The organism is Pseudomonas sp. OV546, from assembly GCF_900116845.1.
Taxonomy (GTDB): Bacteria; Pseudomonadota; Gammaproteobacteria; order Pseudomonadales; family Pseudomonadaceae; genus Aquipseudomonas; species Aquipseudomonas petroselini.
The window spans coordinates 348,633-365,193 of record NZ_FPCE01000002.1 but is presented as its reverse complement, the minus strand read 5'-3'; the positions used below and the strand labels follow the sequence as shown (position 1 = coordinate 365,193).

22 protein-coding genes are annotated in these 16,561 nt (G+C 59.9%); 17 read left to right on the top strand and 5 right to left on the bottom strand.

What is annotated here, in order from left to right; translation table 11 throughout:
- Positions 1–101: 101 nt before the first annotated feature.
- The 10 genes from BM403_RS06870 (at position 102) to hisC (ending at position 8,407) form a co-directional block, all read left to right on the top strand.
- Positions 102–911, top strand: coding sequence for an ATP-binding cassette domain-containing protein (locus BM403_RS06870; RefSeq protein WP_012722244.1), 810 nt, complete (start codon positions 102–104; stop codon positions 909–911).
- Positions 911–1,708 (top strand): lipid asymmetry maintenance ABC transporter permease subunit MlaE, encoded by a 798-nt coding sequence (gene mlaE / locus BM403_RS06865; RefSeq protein WP_012722245.1) that lies wholly within the window; start codon positions 911–913, stop codon positions 1,706–1,708. The genes BM403_RS06870 and mlaE overlap by 1 nt, the downstream gene beginning before the upstream one ends.
- Entirely contained in the window at positions 1,708–2,175 is a 468-nt protein-coding gene (gene mlaD, locus BM403_RS06860) for an outer membrane lipid asymmetry maintenance protein MlaD (protein ID WP_012722246.1), read from the top strand. The genes mlaE and mlaD overlap by 1 nt, the downstream gene beginning before the upstream one ends.
- Before the next feature lie 11 nt (positions 2,176–2,186).
- A complete protein-coding gene (locus BM403_RS06855) occupies positions 2,187–2,834 on the top strand; it encodes an MlaC/ttg2D family ABC transporter substrate-binding protein (protein WP_012722247.1) in 648 nt (215 codons plus the stop codon).
- Positions 2,831–3,136, top strand: coding sequence for an STAS domain-containing protein (locus BM403_RS06850; protein WP_012722248.1), 306 nt, complete (start codon positions 2,831–2,833; stop codon positions 3,134–3,136). The genes BM403_RS06855 and BM403_RS06850 overlap by 4 nt, the downstream gene beginning before the upstream one ends.
- A 114-nt stretch (positions 3,137–3,250) precedes the next feature.
- On the top strand, positions 3,251–3,490 hold the full coding sequence (locus tag BM403_RS06845) for a BolA family protein (protein WP_003188597.1): 240 nt from the start codon (positions 3,251–3,253) through the stop codon (positions 3,488–3,490).
- A 23-nt stretch (positions 3,491–3,513) separates the two neighbouring features.
- On the top strand, positions 3,514–4,779 hold the full coding sequence (murA, locus tag BM403_RS06840; RefSeq protein WP_024073479.1) for a UDP-N-acetylglucosamine 1-carboxyvinyltransferase: 1,266 nt from the start codon (positions 3,514–3,516) through the stop codon (positions 4,777–4,779).
- A 234-nt stretch (positions 4,780–5,013) separates the two neighbouring features.
- Positions 5,014–5,649, top strand: a complete 636-nt coding sequence (gene hisG, locus BM403_RS06835) for an ATP phosphoribosyltransferase (RefSeq protein ID WP_003188599.1) — start codon at positions 5,014–5,016, stop codon at positions 5,647–5,649.
- Between the two features lie 379 nt (positions 5,650–6,028).
- Complete coding sequence (gene hisD / locus BM403_RS06830; protein WP_012722250.1) at positions 6,029–7,351, top strand: histidinol dehydrogenase; 1,323 nt, start codon at positions 6,029–6,031, stop codon at positions 7,349–7,351.
- 3 nt (positions 7,352–7,354) lie between these two features.
- The gene (gene hisC / locus BM403_RS06825; protein WP_093542178.1) at positions 7,355–8,407 is read left to right on the top strand and encodes a histidinol-phosphate transaminase; all 1,053 of its coding nucleotides are present in this window, start codon (positions 7,355–7,357) and stop codon (positions 8,405–8,407) included.
- 66 nt (positions 8,408–8,473) lie between these two features.
- On the opposite strand, the gene BM403_RS06820 is transcribed toward hisC, so the two are convergent.
- Positions 8,474–9,748 (bottom strand): uracil-xanthine permease family protein, encoded by a 1,275-nt coding sequence (locus BM403_RS06820; RefSeq protein WP_012722252.1) that lies wholly within the window; start codon positions 9,746–9,748, stop codon positions 8,474–8,476.
- A 2-nt stretch (positions 9,749–9,750) separates the two neighbouring features.
- The gene (gene upp, locus BM403_RS06815; protein ID WP_012722253.1) at positions 9,751–10,389 is read right to left on the bottom strand and encodes a uracil phosphoribosyltransferase; all 639 of its coding nucleotides are present in this window, start codon (positions 10,387–10,389) and stop codon (positions 9,751–9,753) included.
- 164 nt (positions 10,390–10,553) lie between these two features.
- Between upp and BM403_RS06810 the strand changes: the two genes are divergently transcribed.
- The 4 genes from BM403_RS06810 (at position 10,554) to BM403_RS06795 (ending at position 12,521) form a co-directional block, all read left to right on the top strand.
- Positions 10,554–11,111: a hypoxanthine-guanine phosphoribosyltransferase gene (locus BM403_RS06810; protein ID WP_012722254.1), complete on the top strand. Its 558-nt coding sequence runs from the start codon at positions 10,554–10,556 to the stop codon at positions 11,109–11,111.
- A gap of 3 nt (positions 11,112–11,114) precedes the next feature.
- Entirely contained in the window at positions 11,115–11,582 is a 468-nt protein-coding gene (locus BM403_RS06805) for a WbuC family cupin fold metalloprotein (protein ID WP_093542176.1), read from the top strand.
- 35 nt (positions 11,583–11,617) lie between these two features.
- The gene (locus BM403_RS06800) at positions 11,618–12,103 is read left to right on the top strand and encodes a hypothetical protein (RefSeq protein ID WP_093542174.1); all 486 of its coding nucleotides are present in this window, start codon (positions 11,618–11,620) and stop codon (positions 12,101–12,103) included.
- A 130-nt stretch (positions 12,104–12,233) separates the two neighbouring features.
- Positions 12,234–12,521 (top strand): PA4642 family protein, encoded by a 288-nt coding sequence (locus tag BM403_RS06795; protein WP_012722257.1) that lies wholly within the window; start codon positions 12,234–12,236, stop codon positions 12,519–12,521.
- Between the two features lie 69 nt (positions 12,522–12,590).
- Here BM403_RS06795 and mqo read toward each other — a convergent pair whose 3' ends face one another.
- Positions 12,591–14,099 (bottom strand): malate dehydrogenase (quinone), encoded by a 1,509-nt coding sequence (mqo, locus tag BM403_RS06790; protein WP_012722258.1) that lies wholly within the window; start codon positions 14,097–14,099, stop codon positions 12,591–12,593.
- A 395-nt stretch (positions 14,100–14,494) separates the two neighbouring features.
- Here mqo and BM403_RS31365 point away from each other — a divergent pair, with 395 nt between their 5' ends.
- Positions 14,495–14,815 carry a hypothetical protein gene (locus BM403_RS31365; RefSeq protein ID WP_139237946.1) on the top strand — a complete coding sequence of 107 codons (321 nt, stop codon included), beginning with the start codon at positions 14,495–14,497 and terminating at the stop codon, positions 14,813–14,815.
- A gap of 8 nt (positions 14,816–14,823) precedes the next feature.
- Here the strand turns inward: BM403_RS31365 and BM403_RS06785 are convergent, their stop codons facing one another.
- Positions 14,824–15,057 (bottom strand): hypothetical protein, encoded by a 234-nt coding sequence (locus BM403_RS06785; RefSeq protein WP_043204801.1) that lies wholly within the window; start codon positions 15,055–15,057, stop codon positions 14,824–14,826.
- Between the two features lie 194 nt (positions 15,058–15,251).
- Here BM403_RS06785 and BM403_RS06780 point away from each other — a divergent pair, with 194 nt between their 5' ends.
- Positions 15,252–15,839, top strand: a complete 588-nt coding sequence (locus BM403_RS06780; RefSeq protein ID WP_012722262.1) for a YajG family lipoprotein — start codon at positions 15,252–15,254, stop codon at positions 15,837–15,839.
- 57 nt (positions 15,840–15,896) lie between these two features.
- On the opposite strand, the gene BM403_RS06775 is transcribed toward BM403_RS06780, so the two are convergent.
- Complete coding sequence (locus BM403_RS06775) at positions 15,897–16,106, bottom strand: hypothetical protein (protein WP_012722263.1); 210 nt, start codon at positions 16,104–16,106, stop codon at positions 15,897–15,899.
- 182 nt (positions 16,107–16,288) lie between these two features.
- On the opposite strand from BM403_RS06775, the gene BM403_RS06770 reads away from it, so the two are divergent.
- Positions 16,289–16,546 (top strand): hypothetical protein, encoded by a 258-nt coding sequence (locus BM403_RS06770; protein ID WP_012722264.1) that lies wholly within the window; start codon positions 16,289–16,291, stop codon positions 16,544–16,546.
- The last annotated feature ends 15 nt before the right edge of the window (positions 16,547–16,561 follow it).

Sequence of the window (16,561 nt, the reverse complement as noted above, 5' to 3'; positions counted from 1 at the left end):
CTGCCCATGTGGCCATCGATTGCGCAACTATTGTGCGGCTGATGCAAACGTTTGTCGCAAGCGTGATGTCTGAGTGAGAGGCTGCATCCCAAGGAGTTTAGATGAGTGCCGATAACGCCTACGCGGTCGAGCTGAAGGGACTGACCTTCAAGCGCGGGACGCGCAGCATCTTCAATAACGTCGATATCCGCATTCCGCGCGGCAAGGTCACGGGCATCATGGGGCCTTCCGGTAGTGGCAAGACCACCCTGTTGCGCCTGATGGGCATGCAATTGCGGCCCAGTGCCGGCGAAGTGTGGGTAAACGGCCAGAACCTGCCGACGCTGTCGCGCAGCGATCTGTTCGACGCGCGTAAGCACATGGGTGTGCTGTTCCAGAGCGGTGCGCTGTTTACCGACCTTGATGTGTTCGAGAACGTGGCGTTTCCGCTGCGTGTGCATACCCAACTGTCTGACGAAATGATTCGTGACATTGTGTTGCTGAAACTGCAGGCCGTAGGCCTGCGCGGTGCCATCGACCTGATGCCCGACGAACTGTCCGGCGGTATGAAGCGTCGCGTGGCCCTGGCCCGCGCCATTGCCCTCGACCCGCAGATCCTCATGTATGACGAGCCCTTCGTCGGTCAGGACCCGATCGCCATGGGCGTGTTGGTGCGCCTGATCCGCTTGCTCAACGATGCACTGGGCATCACCAGCATCGTGGTCTCCCATGATCTTGCAGAAACCGCGAGCATTGCCGATTACCTCTATGTCGTCGGCGATGGCCAGGTGCTGGGGCAGGGCACGCCCGAAGAACTGATGAACGCTGATAACCCGCGCATTCGCCAATTCATGACCGGCGATCCTGATGGCCCCGTGCCTTTTCACTTTCCGGCAGCGGATTACCGCTCAGATCTTCTGGGGAAGCGCTGATGCGCAAGACATCTCTTATCGAAAAGGTTCGCCTTTTCGGTCGCTCGGGCATCGACATCGTCGAAGTGCTGGGCCGTTCGACGATTTTCCTGTTTCACGCCTTGCTCGGCCGCGGCGGCATAGGTGGCGGCTTCGGCCTACTGGTCAAGCAGTTGCATGCTGTGGGTGTGATGTCCCTGGTGATCATCGTGGTCTCCGGGGTGTTCATCGGCATGGTGCTGGCGCTGCAGGGCTTCAATATTCTGTCCAGCTATGGTTCGGAGCAGGCGGTGGGGCAGATGGTCGCCCTGACGTTGTTGCGAGAGCTGGGGCCGGTGGTGACCGCTTTGCTGTTCGCCGGGCGTGCGGGTTCTGCGCTGACCGCCGAAATCGGCAACATGAAGTCCACCGAGCAGCTGTCCAGCCTGGAAATGATCGGCGTGGACCCGCTCAAGTACATTGTTGCCCCGCGTCTGTGGGCCGGCTTCATTTCCCTGCCACTGCTGACGATCATCTTCAGCGTGGTGGGTATCTGGGGTGGTTCGTGGGTGGCGGTGGACTGGCTGGGCGTCTACGACGGCTCTTACTGGGCCAACATGCAAAACAGCGTGACGTTCACGGGCGACGTGCTCAACGGCATCATAAAAAGCATCGTCTTCGCCTTTGTAGTGACCTGGATCGCCGTATTCCAAGGCTACGACTGTGAGCCCACTTCAGAAGGGATCAGTCGTGCCACCACCAAGACCGTTGTGTACGCCTCGCTGGCGGTACTGGGCCTTGACTTCATTTTGACCGCCTTGATGTTTGGAGATTTCTGATGCAAAACCGCACTGTGGAAATCGGTGTCGGCCTTTTCTTGCTGGCTGGCATCCTGGCTTTACTGTTGTTGGCCCTGCGAGTCAGCGGTCTTTCGGCCAGCCCCACCGCCGATACTTATAAACTTTACGCGTACTTCGACAATATCGCCGGTTTGACTGTCAGAGCTAAAGTGACCATGGCCGGTGTGACGATCGGCAAGGTCACTGCAATCGATCTGGACCGCGACAGCTTCACCGGTCGAGTGACAATGCAGCTGGATAAGAAGGTTGATAATCTGCCGACCGACTCCACTGCATCTATCCTCACTGCGGGGCTGCTGGGCGAGAAGTACATCGGTGTCAGCGTGGGCGGGGAATCAGCCCTGCTCAAGGATGGCTCGACAATCCACGACACACAGTCGTCGCTGGTGCTTGAAGACCTGATCGGTAAATTCCTGCTTAATACGGTCAATAAAGACGCCAAATGAGGAATCTGTACATGATCTCTACCTTGCGACGTGGCCTTCTGGTACTGCTTGCAGCGCTGCCGTTGATGGCCAACGCAGCGGGTTCTGCCCACGATCTGGTGCAGGACACGACCAACAAGATGTTGGCTGACCTGTCGGCCAACAAAGAAAAGTACAAACAAGACCCGAGTCAGTTCTACAACGCGCTCAATACCATTGTGGGGCCGGTGGTGGATGCTGAAGGCATCTCCAAAAGCATTATGACGGTCAAGTATTCGCGCAAGGCTACGCCGGCGCAGATGCAGACCTTCCAGGAAAACTTCAAGAAAGGCCTGTTCCAGTTCTACGGCAACGCTCTTCTTGAATACAACAACCAGGGCATTACCGTCGCTCCCGCCGGGGATGAGTCGGGTGATCGCACCAGCGTCAACATGAGCGTCAAGGGCAACAATGGCGCGGTCTACCCGGTGCAGTACACGCTGGAGAAGGTCAACGGCGAGTGGAAGCTGCGTAACGTGATCATCAACGGCATCAACATTGGCAAGCTGTTCCGTGACCAGTTCGCGGATGCGATGCAGCGCAATGGCAACGACCTGGACAAAACCATCAATGGTTGGGCCGGTGAAGTCGCCAAGGCCAAGGAAGAGACCGATAAAGCTGCTGGGAAGCCCGCGCAATGATCGAGTCGGCTGTTCGTCTCGGCGACGCCGGCGAGCTGTTCATCAGTGGCGTGCTGGATTACCGCACCGGGCCTGACCTGCGCAAGCAGGGTCAGGCACTGATCAAGACCAGCACTGCGCCTGCGTTGGTGCTGGACTGTTCGGCCGTGACCAAGTCCAGCAGCGTCGGCTTATCGCTGTTGCTGTGCTTCATGCGCGATGCCGAAGCGGCCAAAAAAGCGGTCAGCGTTCGGGCGTTGCCCGAAGACATGCGCGAAATTGCCGAAGTTTCCGGTCTGACCGAGCTGCTGGCGCACCCCTAATACACATTATTAAAGAGGCCCCCCGTCAGAGTCCTGCTATGCGGGGTTCGCAGGCGCGGGGCTTTTTTGTATGATGTGCGACCCGCGCGCACTGGGCGCCGATAGAGGTTGAGCATGCAGGCCCTAGAAGTTAAGAGCTTTCTTGAAGGAAAGCTGCCGGAAACGACCGTAGAAGTTGAAGGCGAAGGCTGCAACTTCCAGCTGAACGTGATTAGCGATGAACTGGCGGCACTCAGCCCGGTCAAGCGTCAGCAGCAGATCTATGCCCATTTGAACCCGTGGATCACCGATGGCAGCATCCATGCGGTCACTATGAAATTTTTCAGCCGCGCGGCCTGGGCCGAGCGCACCTGAGCCCCCAAGGCGTCGAGATTCTTATGGATAAATTGATTATTACCGGCGGTGCCCGCCTTGATGGCGAGATTCGCATCTCCGGTGCAAAAAACTCCGCCTTGCCGATCCTGGCAGCGACCCTGCTGTGCGATGGCCCGGTCACCGTGGCCAACTTGCCGCACCTGCACGACATCACCACCATGATCGAGTTGTTCGGTCGCATGGGTATCGAGCCGGTTATCGACGAGAAATTGTCGGTTGAAATCGACCCGCGCACCATCAAGACCCTGATCGCTCCGTACGAACTGGTGAAAACCATGCGTGCGTCGATCCTGGTGCTGGGCCCGATGGTTGCCCGTTTTGGTGAAGCCGAAGTGGCCCTGCCTGGTGGTTGCGCCATCGGCTCGCGTCCGGTGGACCTGCACATCCGTGGCCTCGAAGCCATGGGCGCGACCATCGACGTCGAAGGCGGCTACATCAAGGCCAAGGCGCCGGAAGGCGGCCTGCGTGGCGCCAACTTCTTCTTTGATACCGTCAGCGTGACCGGTACCGAGAACATCATGATGGCCGCTGCCCTGGCCAACGGCCGCAGCGTCCTGCAAAACGCCGCGCGCGAGCCGGAAGTGGTCGACCTGGCCAACTTCCTGATCGCCATGGGGGCCAACATCACCGGCGCCGGCACCGACACTATCACCATCGACGGCGTAAAACGTCTGCACCCGGCCACCTACAAGGTGATGCCGGACCGCATCGAGACCGGTACCTACCTGGTTGCCGCCGCCGTTACCGGTGGCCGCGTCAAGGTCAAGGACACCGATCCGACGATCCTGGAAGCGGTCCTGGAAAAGCTGCGCGAAGCGGGTGCCGAAATCACCACCGGCGAAGACTGGATCGAGCTGAACATGCACGGCAAGCGTCCTAAAGCCGTCAACGTGCGTACCGCTCCGTACCCGGCGTTCCCGACCGACATGCAAGCGCAGTTCATTTCCTTGAACGCCATTGCCGAAGGCACCGGTGCCGTGATCGAGACCATCTTCGAAAACCGTTTCATGCACGTGTACGAACTGCACCGCATGGGCGCGAAGATCCAGGTTGAAGGCAACACCGCCATCGTCACCGGCACCGAGAAGCTCAAGGGCGCGCCAGTCATGGCCACCGACCTGCGGGCTTCGGCCAGCCTGGTGATCTCTGCGCTGATCGCCGAAGGCGACACCCTGATCGACCGCATCTACCACATAGACCGTGGCTACGAGTGCATCGAAGAAAAACTGCAGATGCTCGGCGCGAAAATCCGCCGCGTACCGGGCTAGTCCCCGGCGCTGCAAACACCTTAACCGTGGCGAGGGAGCTTGCTCCCGCTGGACTGCGCAGCAGTCCTGCTTTTGAGGGCCGCTTCGCGACCCAGCGGGAGCAAGCTCCCTCGCCACAGGAAGGTGTTTGTTGTTAAATGGTTTGTTTCAAATCGGGGCTGTAATGGCCTCGATCTGTGTCTGGCGCCGTTCGCGACCGGACAGCAATAGCCTGATGAAGGACTGACGTTTCCCATGTTGACCATCGCACTGTCCAAGGGCCGCATCCTTGACGACACGTTGCCGCTTCTGGCTGAAGCGGGCATCGTGCCGACCGAGAATCCGGACAAGAGCCGCAAGCTGATCATCCCCACGACCCAGGACGACGTTCGCCTGTTGATCGTGCGGGCTACCGACGTGCCGACCTACGTTGAACATGGCGCGGCCGACCTCGGTGTCGCGGGTAAAGACGTGCTGATGGAATACGGCGGCCAGGGCTTGTACGAGCCATTGGACCTGCGTATCGCCCTGTGCAAGCTGATGACCGCCGGCCGTGTCGGTGATGTCGAGCCCAAGGGCCGCCTGCGCGTGGCGACCAAGTTCGTCAACGTCGCCAAGCGCTACTACGCCGAGCAAGGTCGTCAGGTCGACATTATCAAGCTGTACGGCTCGATGGAGCTGGCGCCGCTGATCGGCCTGGCCGACAAGATCATCGACGTGGTCGACACCGGCAACACCCTGCGTGCCAACGGTTTGGAGCCGCAGGATTTCATTGCCGATATCAGCTCTCGCCTGATCGTCAACAAAGCATCGATGAAGATGCAGCACGCCCGTATCCAGGCGTTGATCGACACCCTGCGCAAGGCAGTGGAGTCGCGACACCGCGGTTGACCTACCTGCGTAGCTGAAAAGCTACGCCCGTCTATCCGCCTCATAGCCAGAATTCTCAGGTGCCCAAGCGGAAACGACTGCTGGAAAGGTGCGCTGACGTTCAATAACGAAGCGCGCCTTACCCCAAAAGGCAACTTATGTTAGTAGAAGATTCTTTTTCAATAATTAGCGACGCGTAGCAGCCTGCCTTTTGAGGTAAGGCCCTGCGGGTTGGCACTGTGGCCGCGCCATGCTGCGTTGCGGGACTTGGTAAGGAAACAACCCTTACCAGCGTCCCGCGCCTTGCCTGGCACAACCACAGTACCAACGCGCTTCGTTATTGAACGTCAGCGCACCTTCGGGCGCCTGAGTTTTTGCCAATTCTATTGAGGCCCTCGCTATGACCACGTCCACTGCAATTGCCCGACTCAACGCTGCCGACCCGGATTTCGCCCATCATCTGGATCATCTGCTGAGCTGGGAAAGCGTGTCCGACGACTCGGTCAACCAGCGGGTGCTCGACATCATCAAGGCCGTGCGCGAGCGCGGTGATGCGGCGCTGGTGGACTTCACCCGCCAGTTCGACGGCCTGGACGTCAAGTCCATGTCTGACCTGATCCTGCCCCGCGAACGCCTTGAGCTGGCCCTGACACGCATCACCGCACCGCAGCGCGAGGCCCTGGAAGTGGCGGCGTCTCGCGTGCGCAGCTACCACGAAAAGCAGAAACAGGACTCCTGGAGCTACACCGAAGCTGACGGCACGGTGCTGGGCCAGAAGGTCACGCCGCTGGACCGTGCCGGTTTGTACGTGCCTGGCGGTAAAGCGTCGTATCCGTCATCGGTGTTGATGAACGCAATCCCGGCCAAAGTGGCGGGCGTGACCGAAGTGGTCATGGTGGTACCGACCCCGCGCGGTGAAATCAACGAGCTGGTGCTGGCTGCCGCTTGCATCGCGGGTGTCGACCGCGTGTTCACCATCGGTGGCGCCCAAGCCGTCGCCGCCCTGGCCTATGGCACCGAAAGCGTACCGAAAGTCGATAAAGTGGTCGGTCCCGGCAACATCTACGTCGCCACTGCCAAGCGCCACGTGTTTGGCCAGGTCGGTATCGACATGATCGCCGGCCCTTCGGAAATCCTCGTGGTATGCGACGGCCAGACCGATCCGGACTGGATCGCCATGGACCTGTTCTCCCAGGCCGAGCACGATGAAGACGCCCAGGCGATCCTGGTCAGCCCGGACGCCGAGTTCCTCGACCAAGTGGCGGCCAGCATCAATAAGCTGCTGCCGACCATGGAGCGCGCCGAGATCATCGAGAAGTCGATCAATGGCCGTGGCGCATTGATCCTGGTGCGCGACATGGACCAGGCCATCGAAGTGGCCAACCGCATCGCGCCGGAGCACTTGGAGTTGTCCGTAGCCGACCCACAAGCCTGGCTGCCGTCGATTCGCCACGCCGGTGCGATCTTCATGGGCCGCCACACCAGCGAAGCCCTGGGTGACTACTGTGCGGGCCCGAACCACGTGCTGCCGACCTCCGGCACCGCGCGTTTCTCGTCGCCGCTGGGCGTGTATGACTTCCAGAAGCGTTCGTCGATCATCTTCTGCTCGCCGCAAGGCGCCTCCGAGCTGGGCAAGACCGCTTCCGTGCTGGCCCGAGGTGAATCCCTGAGTGCCCACGCCCGCAGCGCCGAATACCGCATCCTTGAAGAGAAGGGGAACTGAAACATGAGTAAATTCTGGAGCCCTTTCGTCAAGGACTTGGTGCCTTACGTACCCGGCGAACAACCCAAGCTGACCAAGCTGGTCAAGCTCAACACCAACGAAAACCCCTACGGCCCATCGCCCAAGGCGTTGGCGGCGATGAAGGCCGAGTTGAACGACAACCTGCGCCTGTACCCGGACCCCAACAGTGACCTGCTCAAGCAGGCGGTGGCCAAGTATTACGGGATCGACGCCGGTAAAGTTTTCCTCGGCAACGGTTCCGATGAAGTCCTTGCACACATCTTCCACGGTCTGTTCCAGCACGATTTGCCGCTGCTGTTCCCGGACATCAGCTACAGCTTCTACCCGGTTTACTGCGGTCTTTATGGCATCAAGTCCGACCCGGTGCCGCTGGACGAGCAGTTCCAGATCCGCGTGGCGGACTACGCCAAGCCCAACGGTGGGATCATCTTCCCCAACCCGAACGCGCCCACTGGCTGTGTGCTGGCGCTGGACGCGGTGGAGCAGATCCTCAAGGCCAGTCCGGATTCGGTGGTGGTGGTCGATGAAGCCTATATCGACTTCGGCGGCGAAACCGCGATCAGCCTGGTAGACCGCTATCCGAACCTGCTGGTGACCCAGACCCTGTCCAAATCGCGCTCACTCGCCGGTCTGCGCGTGGGCCTGGCCGTGGGCCACCCGGACCTGATCGAAGCGCTGGAGCGGGTCAAGAACAGCTTCAACTCTTACCCACTGGATCGCCTGGCGATTGTCGGTGCAGCGGCGGCGTTCGAAGACCGTGAGTATTTTGAGAAGACGTGCCGGTTGGTCATCGATAGCCGTGACAAGCTGGTCGCTCAATTGGAGGAGAAGGGTTTTGAGGTGTTGCCATCGGCAGCCAACTTCATCTTTGCCCGCCACCCTGAGCACGACGCTGCCAGCCTGGCGGCCAAGTTGCGGGAGCAAGGGGTGATCGTACGGCACTTCAAGCAGGCGCGGATTGCCCAGTTCCTGCGGATCAGCATCGGCACGCCTGAGCAGAACCAGGCGCTGATCGATGGTCTCGGTGAGCTCTAAGCCACACTGAAGAGCAAAATGTGGGAGGGGGCAAGCCCCCTCCCACATTCAGTTTTGCAGTACTGGTTAGATCAGTGGTTCGTCAGGCTTTTTGTTCTTCCAGCCATCATTGCCTGGCAGCAGCAGGTTCAAACCAATCGCCACCACCGCGCACAGGGCGATGCCCTTGAGGCCGAAGTCATCCGGGCCGGTGCCGGTACCCACCAGCACACCGCCAATCCCGAACACCAACGTCACCGACACGATCACCAGGTTGCGTGCCTCGCCCAGGTCGATCTTGTGGCGGATCAGTGTGTTCATCCCCACCGCAGCAATCGAGCCGAACAGCAGGCACAGAATCCCGCCCATCACCGGCACCGGGATGCTCTGCAGCAGCGCGCCGAACTTACCGATAAACGCCAGGCTGATGGCAAACACCGCCGCCCAGGTCATGATCTTCGGGTTGTAGTTCTTGGTCAGCATCACCGCGCCGGTCACTTCGGCGTAGGTGGTGTTCGGCGGGCCGCCAAACAGGCCGGCGGCCGTGGTGGCAATGCCGTCACCCAGCAAGGTACGGTGCAGGCCGGGCTTCTTCAGGTAGTCGCGACCGGTCACGCTGCCCACTGCAATCACACCGCCGATATGTTCGATCGCCGGGGCCAGGGCCACCGGTACGATAAACAGGATCGCCTGCCAGTTGAATTCCGGCGCGGTGAAGTGGGGCAGGGCGAACCAGGGGGCGGCGGCGATCTTCGCGGTGTCGACCACGCCAAAGTAGAACGACATGGCAAAACCCACCAGCACGCCGGAGATGATCGGCACCAAGCGGAAAATACCCTTGCCGAACACCGCCACGATCAGGGTGGTCAGCAGCGCCGGCATCGAGATCAGCATCGCCGTCTGGTAGTGGATCAGCTCGGCACCGTCGCCGGATTTACCCATCGCCATGTTGGCGGCAATCGGCGCCATGGCCAGGCCGATCGAAATGATCACCGGGCCGATGACCACTGGCGGCAGCAGCCGGTCTATAAACCCGGTGCCCTTGATCTTCACCGCCAGGCCCAGGAAGGTATAAACGAAACCGGCCGCCATCACCCCGCCCATCGTCGCCGCGAGGCCGAACTGGCCCTTGGCGAGAATGATCGGGGTGATGAAGGCAAAGCTCGACGCCAGGAAGACCGGCACCTGTCGCCCTGTCACCACCTGAAACAGCAAGGTACCCAGGCCCGCGGTGAACAGTGCGACGTTTGGATCAAGGCCTGTGATCAGCGGCATCAACACCAGCGCGCCAAATGCTACGAAGAGCATCTGTGCGCCAGACAGGATCTGGCGCCAAAGCGGGTCGTTGAATTCATCCTGCATGCTCACGCGTCCTTCTGCTTGGTGCCGAAGATCTTGTCACCGGCATCGCCCAGGCCTGGGATGATGTAGCCGTGTTCGTTGAGGCGCTCATCGATGGACGCGGTGTAGATCTGCACGTCCGGGTGGGCCTTCTCGACGGCAGCGATGCCTTCGGGCGCGGCAACCAGCACCATGGCGCGGATGTCCTTGCAACCGGCTTTCTTCAGCAGGTCGATGGTGGCAACCATGGAACTGCCGGTGGCGAGCATCGGGTCGATGATCATCGCCAGGCGCTCGTTGATTTCCGGGACCAGTTTTTCCAGGTAGGTATGGGCCTGCAACGTTTCTTCATTGCGGGCCACGCCGACGGCGCTGACCTTGGCGCCCGGGATCAGGCTGAGTACGCCTTCGAGCATGCCGATACCGGCGCGCAGGATCGGCACCACGGTGATTTTCTTACCGGCGATTTTCTCGACTTGGACGGTACCGGCCCAGCCTTCGATATCGTAGGTTTCCAGGGGTAAATCTTTGGTGGCTTCGTAAGTGAGCAACGCTCCGACTTCCTGAGCAAGCTCACGGAAGTTCTTCGTGCTAATGTCGGCGCGGCGCATAAGGCCGAGCTTGTGTCGGATCAGCGGGTGGCGGATCTCGCGAGTGGGCATGGGAAAGGCTCCGGCGGCGGGCAAAAAAACCGGCCTAGATTAATCTATCCGAGGGTGTTGTCCTATAGACATCTAGTACGTTAGTCCATTAAGGCTTGCTCGGAGCGCATGAGAAGCGTACCTTCGCCCGCTTTTCTTGCCACAGCACCCCCTTGGAGAGCGCCATGTCCGCTGATCTCGAGCATATCCGTCAAATCATGCGCGAGGCTGACTGCCTGTACACCGAAGCGCAAGTCGAAGAGGCGATCGCCAAGGTTGGCGCGCACATCACCCGCGAGATGGCCGACACTAACCCGGTGGTCTTCTGCGTGATGAACGGTGGCCTGATCTTCGCCGGCAAATTGCTCACCCACCTGCAATTTCCGCTTGAAGCGTCCTACCTGCACGCCACCCGCTATCGCAACGAAACCAGCGGCGGCGACCTGTTCTGGAAAGCCAAGCCGGAAGTCTCCTTCATTGATCGCGACGTGCTGATCATCGATGACATTCTCGACGAGGGGCACACCCTGGGCGCGATCATCGACTTCTGCAAACACGCCGGCGCGCGCAAAGTGCACACCGCCGTGCTGATCGACAAAGACCACGACCGCAAGGCCCGCCCTGAGCTCAAAGCCGATTTCGTCGGCCTGCCGTGCATCGACCGTTACATCTTCGGCTATGGCATGGACTACAAGGGCTACTGGCGCAACGCCAATGGCATTTACGCCGTCAAAGGGATGTAAGCCATGACCCGTTTTCTTGATCAGACGCTGTTTGCCGAACTGGCCGAGAAAGCGGGCGCCAGCCCTCGTGGCCGGCACCACCACAACTTCCACCAGATGGAAGAACCCTGTCATCGCCTGGCCGTGGGCCTGCAACCTGACACCTATGTCCCGCCCCATCGGCACCTGAGCGCTGATAAGGCCGAAACCTTGTTGGTGCTGCAGGGCCGTTTGGGCTTGCTGGTTTTCAGCGACACCGGCGAAGTGCTCGCCAAGCGCGTCATGCAGGCGGGTGGTGAATGCTCGGGCGTTGATCTGCCGCCGGGTGTATTCCATGGCCTGGTGGTGCTGGCGCCCGACACGGTGATGTTCGAGTGCAAGGCCGGGCCTTATCGTCCGGTGGGCGAGGGTGAGCTGGCCGACTGGGCGCCCCGCGAAGGCGAGGCCGGCGTGGCCGAGTATCAACGCTGGATGCTTGCCCAGTTCAGTTGAGCTACAGTGCTGGGCTACCTCGCACGGAGCGGCCCATGAGCCTGTTGATTCGCACCTGCGCCGCCTTGGCGCTGACCCTCAGCTTACCCCTGGCAGCGGCGCCTGCGCCGATGCACAGCCAATTCCTGCCGGCGGACGACCTCACCCTGCGTGCCGAAATCCCTGACCAGCAGCAACTGCTGCAAGTCACTGAGTACGCAGTGGTGGTGGGCAACCAGCGCCAATCCAACCAGCAACCGATCCCGGTGACCTCGCCGCTGATGATCCGCCTCAAGGGCAAGTCCTTGAACAAAGGCGCGACAATCAGCCAAGTGGTGCTCAATTTTGATGCTGAAAGCAAAAGCCTGAAAAAACCGGTGTATGACGACTCCAGCAAAACCCTGACGCTGTCTTACCCCTTGGCCCAATACCGGGTGATTGTCGACCTGCTGCGCAATGACACGGTGTATGTGCAGTTCCTCAGTTATGCCAATGGGCATATCTGGGCGGATTTGCATACCGGTGCGGTGCGTACCCAATAGCAAGAACACTGAAAAGCTAATGTGGGAGGGGGCAAGCCCCCGCCGACATTGAATCTCCAGCGCTTTCGAAGCCTGCGTCGCACAGGTAGACTTCAAACCCCGTGTAAATGTCTGCAGGCTGGAGTCGGTAATGCGTAAAGATAAGAAACAGGTGATTGGTGACGAGATCGGTGACGATCAGATCAAGTTGTTCCTGGACTTCGAGCCGGTCGACGCGACTTCACCGTCCCTGCACAAACTGATCAAGGCCTACCGTGGCCTGCGTATCGACGACTTCGAACGGTTCCTGGGCTTCTTCAAGGAAGCTGGCCTGGACCTCGACGGCAAGGATGAGCATGGCCAGACCTTCGTCGATCTGATCAAGGATCAGCGTCACGCGGACGAGTACATCGAACTGATCGAAAACGCTCGCGGCTGATTATCCGAGACATAAAAAAACGCCCCGTTCTCATCACGAGAGCGGGGCGTTTTTTATGGCGTCACGGCCTCAAGCGTAGCTCTCGGTCTCGGCGGCAGGTGCAACCAGCTCCAGGCTGATGTTGTTCTGCATGTTGATCTTGCGATACAGCTCGGCGTCGGTCTCCAGGACTTTCTCCCGCGCCGGGAAGATTTCCTGCAACTTGGTCGCCCATTCCCCGGCGGTTTTTTCAGGGAAGCAGCGTTCGATCAGTTCCAGCATGATCGAAACCGTCACCGAAGCGCCTGGGGATGCGCCCAAGAGTGCTGCCAGCGAACCATCTTTGGCCGCGACCAGCTCGGTACCAAATTGCAGCACGCCGCCTTTCTTCGGGTCTTTCTTGATGATCTGCACCCGTTGGCCGGCCACTTCCAGGCGCCAGTCTTCGGCTTTCGCTTCCGGGTAGAAGCGGCGCAGGGATTCCAGGCGCTGCTCCATGGACTGCATCACTTCGCTGACCAAGTATTTGGTCAGGTCCATGTTGTCCCGGGCCACGGCCAGCATCGGGCCGATGTTGCCGGCGCGAACCGACAGAGGCAGGTCAAGGAATGAGCCGTGCTTGAGGAACTTGGTGGTGAACCCGGCATATGGCCCGAACAGCAGGGACTTCTTGCCATCCACCACGCGGGTGTCCAAGTGCGGCACGGACATCGGTGGCGAACCCACCGCCGCCTGGCTGTAGACCTTGGCCTGGTGATGCTTGACCACTTCCGGGTTGTCGCAACGCAGCCATTGGCCGCTGACCGGGAAGCCGCCAAAGCCTTTGCTTTCTTCGATGCCCGAGGCTTGCAGCAGCGGCAGGGCCGCGCCACCGGCGCCGAGGAACACGAACTTGGCATCGACTTCACGGCTGTTGCCGCTGTTGACGTCCTTGATGCTCACGGTCCAGCCCGCGCCATTGCGCTTGAGGCCGGTGACACGCTTGCTGTACTTGACCTGGGCATCCGGCGAGCTGGAGAGGTGGCTGAGCAGTTGGTTGGTCAGCGCGCCGAAGTTGACGTCGGTACCGTTCATCACGCGGGTGGCCGCGATTTTTTCGTCGAGCGGGCGCCCCGGCATCATCAGCGGCATCCACTCGGCCATCTCGTTGCGGTCTTCGGTGTAGTGCATGTCCGAAAACGCGTGATGCTGGCTGAGGGTTTCAAAGCGCTGCTTGAGGAAAGACACACCTTTTTCGCCCTGCACAAAGCTCAGGTGCGGCACCGGGCTGATAAAGGACTTGGACGAGCCAAAGGTGCCCTTTTGGGTCAGGTACGCCCAGAACTGCTTCGACACCTCGAACTGGGTGTTGATGTGCACGGCTTTCTTGATGTCGATGGAGCCATCCGCGGCCTGCGGCGTGTAGTTCAGCTCACACAGGCCGGCGTGGCCGGTACCGGCGTTGTTCCACGGGTTGGAACTTTCCGCGGCACCCGAATCCATCAGCTCAACGACTTCCAGCTTGAGGCCGGGGTCGAGCTCTTTGAGCAGTACGGCCAGGGTGGCACTCATGATGCCGGCCCCTACCAGTACTACGTCGACTGCTTCGTTATGCGCCATTTAACGCGTCTCCAAAATCTGCAGCACCAAATTGACGGCATGGCTGCCAGGAGTGACGGGGCGGTTCACGTGTTGCCCCAGGTTACCCATGGCCAGGATCGCCATGTCCGATTCGCAATTCTTTGCAACTTCAGCACACGCTTCCTGCCGGGCGAATCTGCCTATGAACGCATTCATGGGCGCCTGTGGCAATTCGACTTATGGTCAAAGCGTGTGATTCGTGCAATCAATCCGTAGCGGACAGGCTCAAGCTCCGGTTGTTGAGGAGTACTCGGTCCTGTGTGGTTGGGCTGTTCCAGACGCTGATGGTGCTTGTACAAACGCCAAACTATTCATTTGCTCGCCACACTCTTGTGAAGTTGTGAAAACCCGTTTTTTCACGCTCTTTTGAAGACGTGAACCTCAAAAAAGGGCTGCCCCAGCCTGGCACCTGGCCCGGATACCTTGCCGACACGCGGCAAAACGGGCAAACAACTCAAGTGGCCGAGCGCAATGGCAGCTCTGGCAGATTCGGTAAAGACGGGTGGTTTGCAAAGAAACAGCAAGCGCGCCAGCTTCACTCGATCTGTGTGGGCGGCTCTCTGTGGGCGATTCTTGGGGTTAATACCGAGGCATTAACGATGCTGCGAGGCCCGATCAGGAGACGTCCTTATAATCGGGGGGAGATTGTAGCGAAGAACGCTAAGGAAATGGGCGTGTTTTATGACTTTTATTAGGCGTTCGGTCAGGCGGCCAACGGCTGGTGTCGGGGTGACTGCGCTGCACGCGGGCTGACACGGGCGCGGGCCGGCAGCGGGTGGTGCATCCAGCTCAGGCGGATTTCGTCGATTTCCACCCAGCCGTCACCTACAGGAGGCTGGCTGCACTCCTTGAAGGCCTGGCAACGACCTTGCGCATCGAGCAGGGCATACTGGCGAAGGGCGGTCTTGCGCGTGAACAGTGACCAGAAAAAATGCATGGCGATCAACCTCCTGAGATTGGGGCCAAGCTTGCCTGTCGGGCATGACGGGTCTGTGTATCGGTCATGACATATCAGTGACATCGAACCGCTACAGTCCGCAGGGGTCTCAGGATGTAACTGGCGCTAGTTCCCGGCACTGGCGCACCGCTATACTGCCCGCCTGTCGGTACTCGATTTCTGGAGAGAAGAGCATGTTGCAACGCCTGTTGTTCGGTTTGATCACTGTGACCAGTTTGACCTTGGTTGGCTGCGCCAACAGCCCGCAACAACTGACCCCGGAACCGAAGATCACCACGCAGTTGGCCCCAGTCGGCCACGGCCAGGCGGTATCGGTGCGTGTGGTGGATGGTCGTCCATCGCCGACACTCGGCTCGCGCGGTGGCCTGTACCCGGAAACGGCCCTGGTCTCGGTGAACGCTCAAGACGTACTGCCCAAGCTGCAAGCCCAGGCTGAAGCCGCCGTGCGCCTGCTGGGTTTCACCCCGAGCCCCAACGCACCGGGTGCTCCGCAGTTGACCATCACCCTGGCCGAATTGAAATATCAGTCGCCTAAAGACGGCCTGTACGTGACCGAGGCGTCCATCGGCGCGACCTTCAAGTCCGACGTCAGCGCCGGTACCCGTCGCTACAGCGGTCGCTACGGTGCGTCCCTGAACCAGCGGTTCGGTATGTCGCCGAACCAGGAAACCAACACCAAGTTGGTCAGCGATGTCCTGAGTGACGCCTTGACTCGACTGTTCAAGGACCCAAGCATCGGTTCATTGCTCAGCTCGCAATAACCGCTTCCCAAAAAAACCGGACGCTGCGAGGCGTCCGGTTTTTTTTCGCCTTCAGTTTCATGCGGCGGTGTCGATACAGAAGTCCAGCAGGCTCACCCCCGTCAACAGATCGGTCTCCGGCAAGTCCGCATGCTGGTGCCCGCCAAGCGCGCAATACACCAGCCAGTGGCGGTCCTGGACGTTGAAGGCCAGGCCGCCGATCAGCGCCTCTTGCTCTTCGCTTTGGGCGATCAGGTACAGCCGATCCTGGTTTTGCGCGTGCAACATGACAAGCTCCTAAAGCGTCGAAGGGCAACAGAGTGGCCTGTTAAGGTGACGTTCAGGTGACGACGTAAATTACTGGATACATTAGCCGTCAATGGGGGAGGGAGCATTTGCGGCGCTGGAGGCCACTATCGTTCAGGTTTGTATCTGAATTGATACCAAGACACTGTCTACTGAGGTTTGCGATGGCGCTGCCCGCACTATTGATCAATGTTGTGGCTTTACTGGTGGCCTGCCCGGGTGCCGCGCTGCTGTTCATCACCCGCCTGCACGAACAGCGCGCGATGGCCGAACTGACCGCACAACGCGAAGACCGCGCGATCGACCAGCCGATGTTGTTTCTGGATGTGCGCACCGAGCGGGCGCATCGCCTGGCTTACCGCGTCGGGTTCGCCTGCCTGGGGTTGGCGCTGGCCCTCTCCTGGCTCAGCACCCGTCTTTAAACACGCCATAAAGCA

Excerpts from the sequence above, each read along its gene's own strand:
- BM403_RS06870 (WP_012722244.1), top strand. The coding sequence starts at position 102 with ATGAGTGCCGATAACGCCTACGCGGTCGAGCTGAAGGGACTGACCTTC.
- mlaE (WP_012722245.1), top strand. The coding sequence starts at position 911 with ATGCGCAAGACATCTCTTATCGAAAAGGTTCGCCTTTTCGGTCGCTCG.
- mlaD (WP_012722246.1), top strand. The coding sequence starts at position 1,708 with ATGCAAAACCGCACTGTGGAAATCGGTGTCGGCCTTTTCTTGCTGGCT.
- BM403_RS06855 (WP_012722247.1), top strand. The coding sequence starts at position 2,187 with ATGATCTCTACCTTGCGACGTGGCCTTCTGGTACTGCTTGCAGCGCTG.
- BM403_RS06850 (WP_012722248.1), top strand. The coding sequence starts at position 2,831 with ATGATCGAGTCGGCTGTTCGTCTCGGCGACGCCGGCGAGCTGTTCATC.
- BM403_RS06845 (WP_003188597.1), top strand. The coding sequence starts at position 3,251 with ATGCAGGCCCTAGAAGTTAAGAGCTTTCTTGAAGGAAAGCTGCCGGAA.
- murA (WP_024073479.1), top strand. The coding sequence starts at position 3,514 with ATGGATAAATTGATTATTACCGGCGGTGCCCGCCTTGATGGCGAGATT.
- hisG (WP_003188599.1), top strand. The coding sequence starts at position 5,014 with ATGTTGACCATCGCACTGTCCAAGGGCCGCATCCTTGACGACACGTTG.
- hisD (WP_012722250.1), top strand. The coding sequence starts at position 6,029 with ATGACCACGTCCACTGCAATTGCCCGACTCAACGCTGCCGACCCGGAT.
- hisC (WP_093542178.1), top strand. The coding sequence starts at position 7,355 with ATGAGTAAATTCTGGAGCCCTTTCGTCAAGGACTTGGTGCCTTACGTA.
- BM403_RS06820 (WP_012722252.1), bottom strand. The coding sequence starts at position 9,748 with ATGCAGGATGAATTCAACGACCCGCTTTGGCGCCAGATCCTGTCTGGC.
- upp (WP_012722253.1), bottom strand. The coding sequence starts at position 10,389 with ATGCCCACTCGCGAGATCCGCCACCCGCTGATCCGACACAAGCTCGGC.
- BM403_RS06810 (WP_012722254.1), top strand. The coding sequence starts at position 10,554 with ATGTCCGCTGATCTCGAGCATATCCGTCAAATCATGCGCGAGGCTGAC.
- BM403_RS06805 (WP_093542176.1), top strand. The coding sequence starts at position 11,115 with ATGACCCGTTTTCTTGATCAGACGCTGTTTGCCGAACTGGCCGAGAAA.
- BM403_RS06800 (WP_093542174.1), top strand. The coding sequence starts at position 11,618 with ATGAGCCTGTTGATTCGCACCTGCGCCGCCTTGGCGCTGACCCTCAGC.
- BM403_RS06795 (WP_012722257.1), top strand. The coding sequence starts at position 12,234 with ATGCGTAAAGATAAGAAACAGGTGATTGGTGACGAGATCGGTGACGAT.
- mqo (WP_012722258.1), bottom strand. The coding sequence starts at position 14,099 with ATGGCGCATAACGAAGCAGTCGACGTAGTACTGGTAGGGGCCGGCATC.
- BM403_RS06785 (WP_043204801.1), bottom strand. The coding sequence starts at position 15,057 with ATGCATTTTTTCTGGTCACTGTTCACGCGCAAGACCGCCCTTCGCCAG.
- BM403_RS06780 (WP_012722262.1), top strand. The coding sequence starts at position 15,252 with ATGTTGCAACGCCTGTTGTTCGGTTTGATCACTGTGACCAGTTTGACC.
- BM403_RS06775 (WP_012722263.1), bottom strand. The coding sequence starts at position 16,106 with ATGTTGCACGCGCAAAACCAGGATCGGCTGTACCTGATCGCCCAAAGC.
- BM403_RS06770 (WP_012722264.1), top strand. The coding sequence starts at position 16,289 with ATGGCGCTGCCCGCACTATTGATCAATGTTGTGGCTTTACTGGTGGCC.